This is a genomic window from Candidatus Aminicenantes bacterium (assembly GCA_026393795.1).
Classification (GTDB): Bacteria; Acidobacteriota; Aminicenantia; order UBA2199; family UBA2199; genus UBA2199.
The window spans coordinates 1-12,667 of record JAPKZL010000158.1 but is presented as its reverse complement, the minus strand read 5'-3'; the positions used below and the strand labels follow the sequence as shown (position 1 = coordinate 12,667).

The 12,667-nt window shown below is 52.0% G+C and carries 13 protein-coding genes and 3 pseudogenes; 6 read left to right on the top strand and 10 right to left on the bottom strand.

The features are described from left to right. The 3 genes from NTW95_07470 to NTW95_07460 all read left to right on the top strand — a co-directional run. A partial coding sequence (locus NTW95_07470) for a PAS domain-containing protein (protein MCX6557248.1) occupies nt 1-2,047 on the top strand: 2,047 nt, incomplete at its 5' end. 86 nt (nt 2,048-2,133) lie between these two features. Then, nucleotides 2,134-3,396 carry a PAS domain S-box protein gene (locus NTW95_07465; protein MCX6557247.1) on the top strand — a complete coding sequence of 421 codons (1,263 nt, stop codon included), beginning with the start codon at nt 2,134-2,136 and terminating at the stop codon, nt 3,394-3,396. Further along, entirely contained in the window at nt 3,344-4,996 is a 1,653-nt protein-coding gene (locus NTW95_07460) for a PAS domain S-box protein (GenBank protein MCX6557246.1), read from the top strand. Before NTW95_07465 ends, NTW95_07460 begins: the two co-directional genes overlap by 53 nt. Before the next feature lie 132 nt (nt 4,997-5,128). On the opposite strand, the gene NTW95_07455 is transcribed toward NTW95_07460, so the two are convergent. From NTW95_07455 to NTW95_07420, 8 genes and pseudogenes are all read right to left on the bottom strand, one after another. Continuing rightward, the gene (locus NTW95_07455; protein MCX6557245.1) at nt 5,129-5,689 is read right to left on the bottom strand and encodes a recombinase family protein; all 561 of its coding nucleotides are present in this window, start codon (nt 5,687-5,689) and stop codon (nt 5,129-5,131) included. A gap of 569 nt (nt 5,690-6,258) precedes the next feature. Beyond that, nucleotides 6,259-6,552 carry a type II toxin-antitoxin system RelE/ParE family toxin gene (locus NTW95_07450; protein MCX6557244.1) on the bottom strand — a complete coding sequence of 98 codons (294 nt, stop codon included), beginning with the start codon at nt 6,550-6,552 and terminating at the stop codon, nt 6,259-6,261. Continuing rightward, nucleotides 6,542-6,778, bottom strand: coding sequence for a CopG family ribbon-helix-helix protein (locus tag NTW95_07445; protein ID MCX6557243.1), 237 nt, complete (start codon nt 6,776-6,778; stop codon nt 6,542-6,544). Before NTW95_07445 ends, NTW95_07450 begins: the two co-directional genes overlap by 11 nt. A 160-nt stretch (nt 6,779-6,938) precedes the next feature. Continuing rightward, a pseudogene (locus NTW95_07440) lies at nt 6,939-7,113 on the bottom strand (recombinase family protein). A 241-nt stretch (nt 7,114-7,354) separates the two neighbouring features. Next, nucleotides 7,355-7,720: a DUF5615 family PIN-like protein gene (locus NTW95_07435; GenBank protein MCX6557242.1), complete on the bottom strand. Its 366-nt coding sequence runs from the start codon at nt 7,718-7,720 to the stop codon at nt 7,355-7,357. Further along, the gene (locus tag NTW95_07430) at nt 7,717-7,947 is read right to left on the bottom strand and encodes a DUF433 domain-containing protein (GenBank protein MCX6557241.1); all 231 of its coding nucleotides are present in this window, start codon (nt 7,945-7,947) and stop codon (nt 7,717-7,719) included. Before NTW95_07430 ends, NTW95_07435 begins: the two co-directional genes overlap by 4 nt. A gap of 158 nt (nt 7,948-8,105) precedes the next feature. After that, nucleotides 8,106-8,354, bottom strand: coding sequence for a type IV toxin-antitoxin system AbiEi family antitoxin (locus tag NTW95_07425; GenBank protein ID MCX6557240.1), 249 nt, complete (start codon nt 8,352-8,354; stop codon nt 8,106-8,108). Nucleotides 8,355-8,356: 2 nt separating this feature from the next. After that, a pseudogene (locus tag NTW95_07420) lies at nt 8,357-8,512 on the bottom strand (recombinase family protein). Between the two features lie 164 nt (nt 8,513-8,676). Between NTW95_07420 and NTW95_07415 the strand changes: the two are divergent. The 3 genes from NTW95_07415 (at nt 8,677) to NTW95_07405 (ending at nt 11,164) form a co-directional block, all read left to right on the top strand. Continuing rightward, on the top strand, nt 8,677-9,306 hold the full coding sequence (locus NTW95_07415) for a hypothetical protein (GenBank protein ID MCX6557239.1): 630 nt from the start codon (nt 8,677-8,679) through the stop codon (nt 9,304-9,306). Continuing rightward, entirely contained in the window at nt 9,296-9,898 is a 603-nt protein-coding gene (locus tag NTW95_07410; protein ID MCX6557238.1) for an RES family NAD+ phosphorylase, read from the top strand. Before NTW95_07415 ends, NTW95_07410 begins: the two co-directional genes overlap by 11 nt. 156 nt (nt 9,899-10,054) lie before the next feature. Continuing rightward, entirely contained in the window at nt 10,055-11,164 is a 1,110-nt protein-coding gene (locus NTW95_07405; protein MCX6557237.1) for an IS256 family transposase, read from the top strand. 546 nt (nt 11,165-11,710) lie between these two features. On the opposite strand, the pseudogene NTW95_07400 reads toward NTW95_07405, so the two are convergent. Beyond that, nucleotides 11,711-12,175 (bottom strand): annotated as a pseudogene (locus NTW95_07400) (recombinase family protein). A gap of 8 nt (nt 12,176-12,183) precedes the next feature. After that, nucleotides 12,184-12,510, bottom strand: a complete 327-nt coding sequence (locus NTW95_07395; GenBank protein MCX6557236.1) for a type II toxin-antitoxin system PemK/MazF family toxin — start codon at nt 12,508-12,510, stop codon at nt 12,184-12,186. Nucleotides 12,511-12,667 lie beyond the last annotated feature (157 nt).

The following is a 12,667-nucleotide window of genomic DNA, read 5'->3' as shown; positions in this document are numbered from 1 at the left end:
GCTGCAGGAGCGTATGGAAGAGATGAAGCAGAGTTATAAGGCACAGGTGTTCGCCACTGACATTGACAGCAAGGCCATTGCCCTGGCGCGGGCCGGCCTCTATCCGGCCAGCATAGCCGCCGACATCTCGCCGGAACGGCTGGCTCGCTTTTTCGCGCAGGAACCGGATGGCAGCGCCTACCGCGTCCACAAAGGCATCCGTGACATGCTGGTCTTTTCCGAACAGAACGTCATCAAAGACCCGCCCTTTTCCAAACTCGACCTGATCAGCTGCCGCAACCTGCTGATCTATATGGGCGCGGCCCTTCAGAAGAAGCTCATTCCCCTGTTCCATTACGCGCTGAAACCAGACGGCATGCTCTTCCTGGGTTCTTCCGAAACCGTGGGCGAGTTTGGCGATCTGTTCTCCACGAGTGACAGAAAAGCAAAGCTGTATCAGCGCAAAGACGATTTTAACAGCGCGCAGCGCACTGCCCTGGGCCGCTTTCTGCCGCCCATGACGGCGATCGATGCGGAGTTGCCGCAATTCGCCGTAAAGAAGGTCAACCCGAAGAAACTGCCGCTGCGCGAGTTGACCGAACAGGCGCTTTTGCAGCAGATCGCTCCGGCCGGCGCGCTGGTCAACGGCCAGGGCGATATCCTTTATTTGCACGGCCGCAGCGGCATGTATCTCGAACCGGCCTCGGGCGAATCCGGCGTCAACAATATCCTCAAGATGGCCCGCGAAGGCTTGCGGCGCGAGCTGGCTGTGGCCTTGCGCAAAGCCTCAGGCAAAAAAGAGATCGTGCGCTGCCATGGCCTGCGCGTCAAAACCAACGGTGAATTCACCGCGGTCAATCTGAGCATCCGCCCACTGACAGCCACCCCTGAGCTTGGCGAATGGGCAGGTCCTGCCGCGACATTTGCGGCGCCCCTGTACCTGGTCATTCTGGAAGCGGCGGCTGAACAGGCCGCCTCGCCTGCCGGAGCGGAAGACCATGAAACTAGTACAGGCGCCAATGGCAACGCCGAGGCGCGCATTGCGGCGCTCAAACAGGAACTGCGCGCCAAAGATGAACACCTGCAGACCGCCAATGAGGAACTGGAGACCTCTAACGAAGAGCTCAAATCCTCGAACGAGGAAATGCAGTCGGTCAACGAAGAACTTCAATCGACCAACGAGGAGCTGGAGACCTCCAAGGAGGAGCTGCAGTCGGTCAACGAAGAATTGTCCACCGTCAATGCCGAACTGCAAACCAAGGTGGCGGACTTGTCGCGGTCCAACAACGACATGAACAACCTCCTGGCCGGCACCGGCGTCGGCACCGTCTTCGTGGACCATCAACTGCGCATCCTGCGCTTCACCCCAGCCGCCGCTCAGATCATCAACCTGATCCTGAGCGACATAGGCAGGCCGGTGAGCCACATCGTCTCCAACCTGATCGGTTATGACGGCCTGTTGGCGGATACCCAGAAAGTGCTGGACACGCTGCTGCCCAAAGAGGTGGAAGTGCAGACGACAGAAGGCAAGTGGCACCTGCTGCGCCTCCAGCCCTATCGCACGCTGGACAACGTGATCGAGGGCGCGGTGATCACGTTTACTGATATCACCGAGCTGAAAACGGCGCAGGCGCAGGCGCAGGCGCAGGCGCAGGCGCAGGCTCAGGCGCAGGCGCAGGCGGCGCTGCATGAAGCAAAGTTGCTGCGTCACCTGGCCGCGGTGATCAATGACAGCCAGGATGCCGTCACCGTCCAGGATATGGAAGGTCGCATCATCGCCTGGAACAAGGGAGCGATGGGCCTGTACGGCTGGAGCGAGGCCGAGGCGCTGGCCATGAATGTCCGCGACCGGATACCGAAGGAATTGCGCCAAGACGCGCTGGCCAAGATCGTGCAGCTTAGCCAGGCCGAGATTTTGGATCCGCATAAAACCCAACGGCTCGCCAAAGATGGTTCTACCGTGGAGGTCTCGATAGTCTCTACCGCTTTGGTGAATGAGGCTGGAAAGATGTATGCCATCGCCACGACGGAACGGGGGGGGGGGGGAATCGTTCGGAGTTGGGAGTAAGGAGTTCGGAGTGAAGAGTAATAACCAAGGGGCGATTCCCCCTGGCGGGGACACGCATGAATCGCCGTTCCTTAAAGGTAAACAACATGCCAAATAAAAAGATCGCTGGTATTGACGAAATCAAAACCGGGTCCCAATTTCTTGCCGACCTGCGCAAAAAGGCGGAAGAAAATTTCAGGACCACGGACGCCGCGAAAAAACTGACGCCGGAAGAAACGCGGAAAATGCTGTTCGAACTGCGGGTGCACCAGATCGAACTGGAGATGCAGAACGAGGAACTGATTCGGGCGCAGGCGGAACTGGACGCCGTACGCGCGCGCTATTTCGACCTCTATGACCTGGCCCCGGCGGGCTATTGCACCATCAGTGCCATGGGCCTGATCCTGGAGGCCAACCTCACCGCCGCCACTCTGCTGGGCATGTCCCGGGGCGCTCTCGCCAAGCAGCTGTTGACCAGATTCATCATCAGGGAGGACCAGGACATTTTCTATATGCACCGCAAGCAGCTTTTTGCGACTGCTGCGGCGCAGACGTTTGAGTTACGCATGGTGAAAAAAGACGACACTACATTCTGGGCCCAGCTGACCGCCACCGCTGCGCAGGTCGCCGGCGGCGATCCCGTCTGCCGCATTGTGATCACCGACTGCAGCGCGCACAAGCAGGCCGAAGCGGCTTTGCAAACCGCGTTTCAGGAAAACCGCAACCTGCTCAGCGAGCTTCAGCACCGCGCCAAAAACAGTTTCGCCCTGATATCCGGCATGATCAGCCTGGCGTTGAACCCCGGCGTTGGCGCGGAGACGCAGGCCGTTCTCCGTAGCCTGGATGGCCGGGTCAAGTCCATAGCCGGGCTGTACCCCCTGCTCTATGCCGTTGGTTCAAGCAGCGAGGTGCGCCTGGACGAGTACTGTGCCCGCATCGTTGCCAACATGTTCGGGTTGGCCGACAACATTGCCATCCACACGGATATGGAGCCCATCGCCGTAGCGCTGAAAGCTGCCACTCCGCTCGGGCTTATGCTCACGGAACTGCTGACCAACGCTATAAAATACGCCTTTCCCGACGGCCGGCGCGGGACCATTACCCTGGCGCTCAAAAAAACCGCCGCTGGCGCCGTAATTGAGGTCAAAGACGACGGCGTGGGCTTGCCGGCGGGTTTTGACCTTTCCGGGAACGCGGGGGTGGGGCTAAACCTGGTACGGATGCTTGCCAACCAGATCGCCGGCAGTTTCAGCATAGAAGGTGGGTCCGGAGGCACCCTTTGTAGCGTGGAATTCGCTGCGACCACGCCGGCCGGAGATGCCTCTGTCGTTCAGCCGCGGCAGCGAAAAACAAAACAACCCCGCGGGTAAATGCGGCCTGGGTAAAATGGAAAAAAAATATAAACGCAACGGCGCCGCGGCCGGCCTGCGCCGGCGGGCGGAAGAAAAATTCAGGGGCGATGATGCCAAAGCCTCGAAAAAACTGACACAGGAAGAAACGCAAAAAATGCTATACGAACTGCGGGTGCACCAGATCGAGCTGGAGATGCAAAACGAGGAGTTGCGCCGGATGCAGACGGAACTGGAAACCGCGCGAGCGCGTTATTTTGATCTCTATGACCTGGCTCCGGTCGGTTATTGCACACTCAGCGAACAGGGGCTACTGCTGGAGGTTAACCTTACCGCCGCTACCCTGCTAGGTATGCCCCGGGGCGCTCTCTCCAAACAGCCATTAACCCAGTTCATCAGCAAAGAGGATCAAGATATCTATTATCTACACCGCAAGCAGCTTTTTGAGACCGGAGAAACGCAGACGTGCGAGTTGCGAATAGCGAAGCACGACGGCACGGCATTCTGGGCGCTGCTGCAAGCGTCCGTCGCGCCAGACGACAACGGCGTACGGGTATGCCGCATCGTGCTGAGCGACATCAGCGAGCGCAAGCAAATAGAGGAAATTGTAAAGAAAAATGAAGAAAATTTCCAGCGCTTACTGGAGGACTCGCCTTTAGGGGTGCGCATCGTAACAGACAAAGGCGAGACCATTTATGCTAACCGGACGATTTTGGGTTTATATGGCTACGGTAGCATGGATGAAATAAACCGCATTCCCCTCAAGGCGCGCTATACACCACAGAGCTATGAGGAGTTTCACGCCAGAGTAAAAGCTCGGGAACAGGGCGATTTCGGGCCTAGGGAATATAAAATCGCTATCATCAGGAAAAATGGCGAAATTCGCCATCTTCAAGCTTTTCGCAAGGAGATCCTTTGGAACGGTAACAAGCAGTTTCAGGTCATCTACAATGACATCACTGAGCGCGAATGTGCCGAGGAAAAATTAAGAAATTCCCTGGTAGAGAAAGAGGTGCTTTTAAAAGAAGTGCATCACCGGGTTAAGAACAACCTGATGATCATCATTGGCCTGATCAAAATGGAGGAAACGAAAGCCCATAATGAAATGTTAAACCCTTTTCTGCAGGAACTGGAAGGGCGGATCCGTTCCATGGCCCAGGTTCATGAGAGTCTCTACTTATCCAAGTATCTGACTCATATCGATCTACAAAACTATATCGAGATGATAAGCGCCCATATCCATGCCCAGTTCGGATCAGAGCACAATGTCTACTTCTCGGTGCAGGCGGACGGAGTGATGGTGAGTCTAGATAAAGCCATATCCTGCGGACTGATCCTGAACGAATTGATCACCAACGCTTTCAAGCATGCCTTCCCCGTGGGCACTCCGGTTTCCGGAGCGGGTAGATACGAAATCAACGTTATCGCAGTCCAGGGTAGCGATGAACTGATCTTGACTGTGGCCAACAACGGGGTTGGGCTACCAGCGGATTTTGAGTGGGAGAAATCAGAAACCCTGGGACTGCAGTTGGTCAAAATGCTGATCAAGCAGATTGACGGTTCAATTGAATTGGACCGTTCCGCCGGCACTGCTTTTCGTGTAAAATTCCCAGTGGCCTAAAAATTAATGGACATGCGCATAAAAAGACATTAGTACCAGGTCTTTGATTATTACCTTTTCCTTTTCGTTTGCAGCCCAGCTTAATTCTTCGGATCGTCGAAGTGGCACTCTGCCATTGTGTTTGTAACATGGTTAGTCATTCGATCTCAAGTATTGGTATAAGGTCTCGCGGCTGATGCCAAACTCGCGGGCAAGGGCGGCTTTTTGATCACCGGCAGCGGCCCGCTGGCGCAGAGCGGCCACCTGCTCAGGCGACAGTGCTTTCTTGCGACCACGGTACGCTCCACGTTTTTTAGCAAGGGCGATTCCTTCGCGCTGGCGCTCGCGGATCAAAGCCCGCTCAAATTCAGCGAAGGCGCCCATGACCGAGAGCAGCAGATTTGCCATGGGCGAATCCTCGCCGGTGAAATGCAATCCTTCCTTGACGAACTCGATCCGGATGCCCCGTTTGGTCAGCATTTGCACCAAGCGCCGCAGGTCGTCTAAATTCCGAGCCAGGCGGTCCATGCTGTGCACAACAACAGTATCTCCCTCACGGGCGAAAGAAAGGAGCGCCTCGAGCTCAGGCCGCTTGGTATCCTTGCCCGAGGCTTTGTCAGTAAAGACCTTATTGACCGAAATATTCTCCAGCTGCCGCTCGGGGTTCTGATCGAAACTGCTCACCCTGACATAACCAATGCGTTGACCTGGCATTTTACCCTCTCATTATGAAATGTGTCAGGTTATAGTCTATGACCCTTTAAGGAAATTGTCAACAATTGAATTTACCGACCCTAACATGACGCCTAACCGAAACAACCCCTGACAGCTAATTAGAGTATGCCCTAACCCAGCAGAGCTGGATAAGAGCCTTAAATAACAAATTTTCTTTGCTAAAAAGCGCAGAAAATTTATTATAAGGCTCTAACTGGGCTGAAATTGTTGGTACAATCTGATAAATCATAGCAAATGGGATTATGCATAATGTATCTCCGGGGCATATCTCAAAAATGAATTTTGGGGAAACGCTGGGAGCCGTGGACAATGCCCCCATCGGGGACAAATACAATCCGCCCCTTAGGTGGGTGTCTCACTAAATGATTTCAACAGTTGATTGTAATGGTTGAAATCATAGTGAGAGCAACCAAAGTCGGCGGATGATTTGTGCTGCTCCCTTTGTGACTTTATTCGGGTAAGCTGAATTCAGGCGCCGGGCAATGAAAAGCCCCAGAGCGGCTTTTTGCTCGCCCGCTCAAATGCAGCGAAGGCGCCCATAATTGCTTTTATGTTTTAAATTTTCCGGGCCATCTGCGGGAGCCATGAATAACTCTGAGAATCTCCAGGTTTTTATCCTTGATTCGATACGCCACGATATAGGGGGTATCCGGAACGATCAGTTCACGGGTTTTAGGCACACGCCCAGGACGTCCCATAGCTGGAGTTTGAGACAGGTGATCTTCCACGATGCGGATTGTCTTCATGACTATTCCAGCCGCTGCCCGGGGATTATCTTCAGCGATATAAGCGACGATACTTTCAAGATCAGTGTCAGCGGCCAGTGTCCAATTAACCCGCAAGTTTACGCTCCCACTTCTTTTTGAGCTTGTCATGCGCTATCAGTTTCCCGGCATCCGCCTGGCGAATGCCTTCCTGGATGGCTTCGACCTGCCATTCATTGAGTTCGACATACTCGCGAATGGCATCGGCAATCAAGAATGATTTTGTTCTGGCTGTTGCTTTGGCCAGTTTATCGAGTTTTGTTTTAACTTCGGGTTCCACCCGGACCGTCATCACATCGCGCATTTACGTATCCTCCTGAATACATTGTAACCAATTTATAAATTCTGTCAACTTTTCAGTCATTCGTTCTCACGTATTGGTATAAGGTCTCGCGGCTGACATTGCTTCGCAATATAAGTCCCTTAGATAGCAAATTTTCTTTTTAAATATAGTCAAAAATTTGCTATAAGGGACTGATGCTGAATTCGCGGGCAAGGCTGGCTTTTTGTTCGCCGGTAGCGGCCCGCTGGCGCAGAGCGGCCACCTGCTCAGGCGACAGCGCTTTCTTGCGGCCGCGGTACGCTCCATGCTTCTTGGCAAGGGCGATCCCTTCGGATCAGGGCCCGCTCAAATTCGGCCGGCGGTGTAGCGCAGAAAAAGAAACATGAGGAAATAACGGCCGCGAATGCGGGCGATTCTGAAGCCCGGGGCCTTGTCGTAGAAGTCTTGAGATTTGCTGGTTAGATCGTTGAGCTGGGATTCATTCAGATATTCGATGTTCTGGCCAACCTGGACGGAAATTTGTTATCTAAGGCTCTAATCCCCCCTTGCGGGGACTTCGTAGTTCATCTGGGTTAGAGAATTCAAAGTTTCAACTTATCAATCAAGTGGCAACAAACGCAAACGGGAACGGTTGGGATCAATCGTCAATAAGATGCCTGTCGCCAAATCTGCTTCCATCTGGCGGAGAGCAAAGATGACCTTTGCGCCGATCGCATCAGGATTGACATTCTCGGCCCGGATTTGCACGACACTGGGCTTGACGGCTTTGGTTGCCGCAAGAATCGCGCTGAAATCCAGATCATGGGTAAGCACCACGTAGCCGTTTTCTCCGGCATAGGTCATGATTTCGGAATCCTTGGCATCAAATCGACCAACTGTTGACCAATGCACAGCTTCCCAGCCTGCGTTCGCCAGGAAAGCAATCCAACGTGGCGACAGGTTCATATCAATCAAAAGTTTCATTGATTGACCAATACGACTTCACGTTCTTCAGACCGCCAGGCGGCATAGAGAAGCGCTTGCATGATGTCCGCTTTTTCCAAATACGGGTAATCGGAAAGGATTTCCTCAATGGTGTGTCCCGCCCCGATTTGGCCTACAATCATGCCAACTGTCACCCGCATGCCACGAATGCACGCCTTGCCTCCCATCATATCGGGCTGTTGGGTAATTCGATCTAGTTGCGCCATACTGGCCTCCCTATCAAATTCATTGAGATTATATTCAATTTATATGATAAATGTTGTAAAGTGTCAATGCCGCGGCAGCTCATTGATCAACTCAAAAAAAAAGAGATCACGTCCCTGAAAGGGTCTTCGAAATTGAGATGTTTAAAAGCGATCGCGCTTTAAAACAATGTTTTCTTGATTACTTCCCGGAATAAGGTTTCCGCCGCTTCCTCGCCCCGGCCGCGAAACCCGACTAAATCCAGATAGAGTTGGATCGGCGCCGCAATGCGGACGCCTTGAATGGACCCGGAGGTGAACCATATCGCATCGTCAAACGGTTTCAGGAACATGACATTGGCTCCGCTGCTCACAGCTTTGAAGTCAAGGTCCTGCGCTATTTTTGACCAATCGCCAGCGATGAAGACCATGACCCGGTTGTACTTGACCGCTGGCGCAGATCAACCACCTGCTCGGGCGAAAGCGCTTTCTTGCGGCCACGGTACGCGCCGCGTTTTTTGGCCAGGGCGATCCCTTCGCGCTGACGCTCGCGGATCAGTGCCCGCTCGAATTCAGCGAAGGCAAGGAGCGCCTCGAGCTCAGGCCACTTGGTATCCTTGCCGGTCTCCCGGCGCACTAGCGTATGATTTTTTCTGAATTCTGCGTTGACCCCAATTGAGCCAAATTATTCGCAATAACTTGACAAAATATGTTTTTAATATTATATAATACATGGTCAAGTGTGAGGAAATAATGAAACAGACAATACATCAACATGTTAGAGCAAGCGCCGCTGGGATGCCTCTTGAAGTTATTGTGCGGGAAAATATCCACGAGCGAGTCTGTGATGCACTCGGCACATATCTCGGAGAAATGAATGTGGAAAATTTAAAAAGAATATCGGCAGTCAAGCAACCAACGGAAGTCATCAGCAAAATACTACAATATCAGTTGGAGCAGTCACTCATAAAGAATAAACTGGAAAGTGCCGCGAGTGTTTTAAAGGGACTTCAAGACAGGATGGAATTGTTGAAAAGTGATGGAGGAGTCATTTCATCTTCACAGGTGGCAAGCTTGCTTGGGCTGTCCAGGCAAGCTATCGATAACAGACGGAAAAAAAACAAATTGCTGGCAGTATATCTTAATGGCCGGAATGATTATTTTTATCCGGTTTGGCAGTTCGGGGAAAGCGGTATAAAAAAGAATTTTGAAAAAATATTGGCCAATTTGGAACATTTGGACCCATGGATGCAATTGGTATTCTGGTTGAGTAAAAATAATTATTTGCAAGGCGAACGGCCGCTCGATGCCTTGAAGGATGACGAGAAGATGGATCTCATCATTCGCGCTGCCAAGATGACTGGAGAGCAAGGTGGTCAGTAGCTCTACAAAAATGCTGCCGCATCCGAACCCGCCTGCAAATTTTAACACGATCAAACTGCCGATAATAAATCAAAAGCTTGTATTATATCGATTTTCTAAAAATGGAAGAGATCCGCTTTCTTTTTGTAAAGAAAACTTGTTTCGGTTCAATGCGCCTGCAATGGAATTTGGAATAAGCTATTTTTCAAAAAGTATTCGTGGAGCCTTTGCTGAGAGATTCTTGTGGATGACTGGTACAAAATGGATATCCGAAGAGGAAATTAAAAAAAATCATCTTGCTGTTTTTGCAAGCACAGTGCCATTGAAACTTGTCAATTTGACCGGCAAAGGTTTGCCGTTGATTGGGGCAGACAATCGGCTATGCAGTGGCGATGATTATTCTAAAAGCCAGCAGTGGTCTTTATCCATTTGGCAGCATAACGAAAAGCCAGATGGAATATTATATGAGGCTCGGCACGATCCTTCGCAAAGATCGATTGCATTATATGAACGGGCGAAATCTCAGTTGCAACAGCAAAGTTTTAAGCAAATTGATTTTAAAGAGCTATATAAAATATTAAAAATTTACAGAATCAAATGGATTCCATCCTAACCCAGCAGAGCTGGATAAGGATAACGTAAAATATTTTTCGCACATTTGAGGAGAGGTAGTCCTCCAAGCTTTTGGAAGTTGTTATACTTCCGGTTTGGCTAAAAACCTAAAACAAGGAGGACCACCATGAAGAAGGATAGCAAGGAAGCGGCAAAAATGGAAGAGGGCAAGCCCCAGATCATCCAGATCAACGAGGGAGAGGTGCAGGCCCATGTGGATCGATTGGTGAAGCAGACGGTCGAGGAGATGCTCAACGGCATGCTGGATGCGGAAGCCGACAAGTTGTGCCAGGCCAGACGCTACGAACGAAACCCCGAGCGGCAGGACACGCGCGCTGGGCATTACAAGCGCAAACTGCACGTCACGGCCGGAGAAGTCGAGCTGCAGGTACCCAAGTTGAGGCACCTTACATTTGAGAGTGCCATCATTGAGCGCTATCGGCGCCGCGAGAGCTCGGTGGAAGAAGCGTTGATCGAGATGTACCTGGCCGGGGTCAGCGTGCGGCGGGTGGAGGATATAACCGAAGCCCTGTGGGGAACACGGGTCAGCCCCGGCACGGTCAGCAACCTCAACAAGAAGACCTATGAGCGGATCAACGAGTGGCGCAACCGTCCCATCGAAGGCAAGCATTGTTATGTGTACTTGGACGGCATCTGGCTGAAGCGGAGCTGGTGCGGGGAAAAGGAGAGCTGGCTATCGTTTTTGCGCCACATGAAGACGCGGGGACTGAACGGCATTGACCTGGTGGTCTCGGACAAGTGCCTGGGGCTTGTCGAAGCATTGGGCGAAGTCTATCCCGAAGCCCGGTGGCAGCGCTGTGTGGTTCACTTTTACCGCAACGTGTTTACGGTGATCCCTCGTGGCAAGATTATGGTGGTAGCCGCCATGCTGAAGGCAATCCATGCCCAGGAGGATCGGAAAGCGGCCGAGGACAAGATCAAGGCGGTGGCAACCAAGCTAGAGAAGATGAAGCTGGCCAAGGCAGCCAAGATGGTCCGGGAAGGAGCCCATGAGACCTTGAGTTATTATCACTTCCCACAGGCGCACTGGCGGCACCTACGCACCAACAACCCATTGGAGCGGATCATGAGGGAGATCCGCCGGCGGACAAGGGTAGTGGGGAGCTTTCCCGATGGCGAATCGGCATTGATGCTGGTGGCGGCAAGGCTACGCCACGTGGCGGGCACACGCTGGGGAACCCGCATGTACATGAGCATGCAGCGCTTTAATGAAGTCATCGAAGAGGAGGTGTTAACAACAGCATGAACAAAATGGTCGGCGCTGGAATGTGGAAAAGCCAGGAGTGTGAAAACCTCTGCGAGCTTCCCACACTCCTTTGGATCCCGCTTTGCGGGCTCCACTTTCCCACATTCTCATTTTTAACTCAGGACTATCTCAAATTAAAAGTGCGAAAAATACTTGACACTACCTGGATAAGAGCCTTAGATAACAAATTTTCTTTGCTAAAAGCGCAGAAAATTTATTATAAGGCTCTAAATTACTAATAGAAGTTAAAATATCTGAATGGAAGCCATTGGTACCAGGTTTTTCATTATTACTTTTTTATTTTCGTTTGTAGCCCGGCGTAGTTCTTGGGATCATGAAACCGGGCACTCTGGCGTTGTGTTTGTGGCATGGTCAGTCAACCGTTCTCAAATATTGGTATAAGGTTTCGCGGCTGACATTGCTTCGCAATATAAGTCCCTTAGATAGCAAATTTTCTTTTTAAATATAGTCAAAAATTTGCTATAAGGGACTGATGCCAAACTCGCGGGCAAGGGCGGCTTTTTGTTCGCCGGCAGCAGCCCGCTAGCGCAGAGCGGCCACCTGCTCGGGCGAAAGCGCTTTCTTGCGGCCACGGTACGCGCCGCGTTTTTTGGCCAGGGCGATCCCTTCGCGCTGGCGCTCACGGATCAAAGCCCGCTCAAATTCAGCGAAGGCGCCCATTACCGAGAGCAACAGATTTGCCATGGGCGAATCCTCGCCGGTAAAATGCAACCCTTCCTTGACGAACTCAATCCGGATACCCCGTTTGGTCAGCATTTGGACCAGCCGCCGCAGGTCGTCCAAATTTCGCGCCAGGCGATCCATGCTGTGCACAACAACAACATCGCCCTCACGAGCGAAGGCAAGGAGCGGCTCGAGCTCAGGCCGCTTGGTTTCCTTGCCGGAAGCTTTGTCGGTAAAGACCTTATTGAGCGAAATATCCTCCAGCTGCCGTTCGGGGTTCTGATCGAAACTGCTGACCCTGATATAACCAATGCGTTGACCTGGCATTTAACCCTCTACAAGGGCAAGCCTAGGTGAATTTTAACCGCTTTTTCGATTGCCATCATGTCCTTAGACGATAGCAATCCTATTTTATCTTGCAATCGTTTCTTGTCGGCTGTCGTGATTTGATCGGCCATGGCTTTACTATCTTTCCCATTCAGCTTGATTATGGCTTCGCTTGGATAGCAATTTTCGACATTGCTGGTTAGGGGAATTATTTGCACCCGGTTCAAGAACTTGTTGGCGGAATCATTGCTGATGATAACAGCAGGGCGAGTTTTTTTGATCTCTGTTCCGATCGAGGGATCAAGATTTACCCACCATACTTCACCGCGTTTCATTCTTCACATCTGTGATCATGGCATTGCTCCATGCAAGGGCTTCTTCTTCCCGCTGGCGGTCAGCCGCCATGGTTTTATAGGCATCATCAAGCGCATCTCCGGTGACCAGGGGTCTTATCAGCTCTTCTATGAAGTGGCTGATCTTGCCGCGGCCAAC

Excerpts from the sequence above, each read along its gene's own strand:
- NTW95_07465 (MCX6557247.1), top strand. The coding sequence starts at position 2,134 with ATGCCAAATAAAAAGATCGCTGGTATTGACGAAATCAAAACCGGGTCC.
- NTW95_07460 (MCX6557246.1), top strand. The coding sequence starts at position 3,344 with ATGCCTCTGTCGTTCAGCCGCGGCAGCGAAAAACAAAACAACCCCGCG.
- NTW95_07455 (MCX6557245.1), bottom strand. The coding sequence starts at position 5,689 with ATGCCAGGTCAACGCATTGGTTATGTCAGGGTGAGCAGTTTCGATCAG.
- NTW95_07445 (MCX6557243.1), bottom strand. The coding sequence starts at position 6,778 with ATGCGCGATGTGATGACGGTCCGGGTGGAACCCGAAGTTAAAACAAAA.
- NTW95_07435 (MCX6557242.1), bottom strand. The coding sequence starts at position 7,720 with ATGAAACTTTTGATTGATATGAACCTGTCGCCACGTTGGATTGCTTTC.
- NTW95_07430 (MCX6557241.1), bottom strand. The coding sequence starts at position 7,947 with ATGGCGCAACTAGATCGAATTACCCAACAGCCCGATATGATGGGAGGC.
- NTW95_07425 (MCX6557240.1), bottom strand. The coding sequence starts at position 8,354 with ATGGTCTTCATCGCTGGCGATTGGTCAAAAATAGCGCAGGACCTTGAC.
- NTW95_07415 (MCX6557239.1), top strand. The coding sequence starts at position 8,677 with ATGAAACAGACAATACATCAACATGTTAGAGCAAGCGCCGCTGGGATG.
- NTW95_07405 (MCX6557237.1), top strand. The coding sequence starts at position 10,055 with ATGGAAGAGGGCAAGCCCCAGATCATCCAGATCAACGAGGGAGAGGTG.
- NTW95_07395 (MCX6557236.1), bottom strand. The coding sequence starts at position 12,510 with ATGAAACGCGGTGAAGTATGGTGGGTAAATCTTGATCCCTCGATCGGA.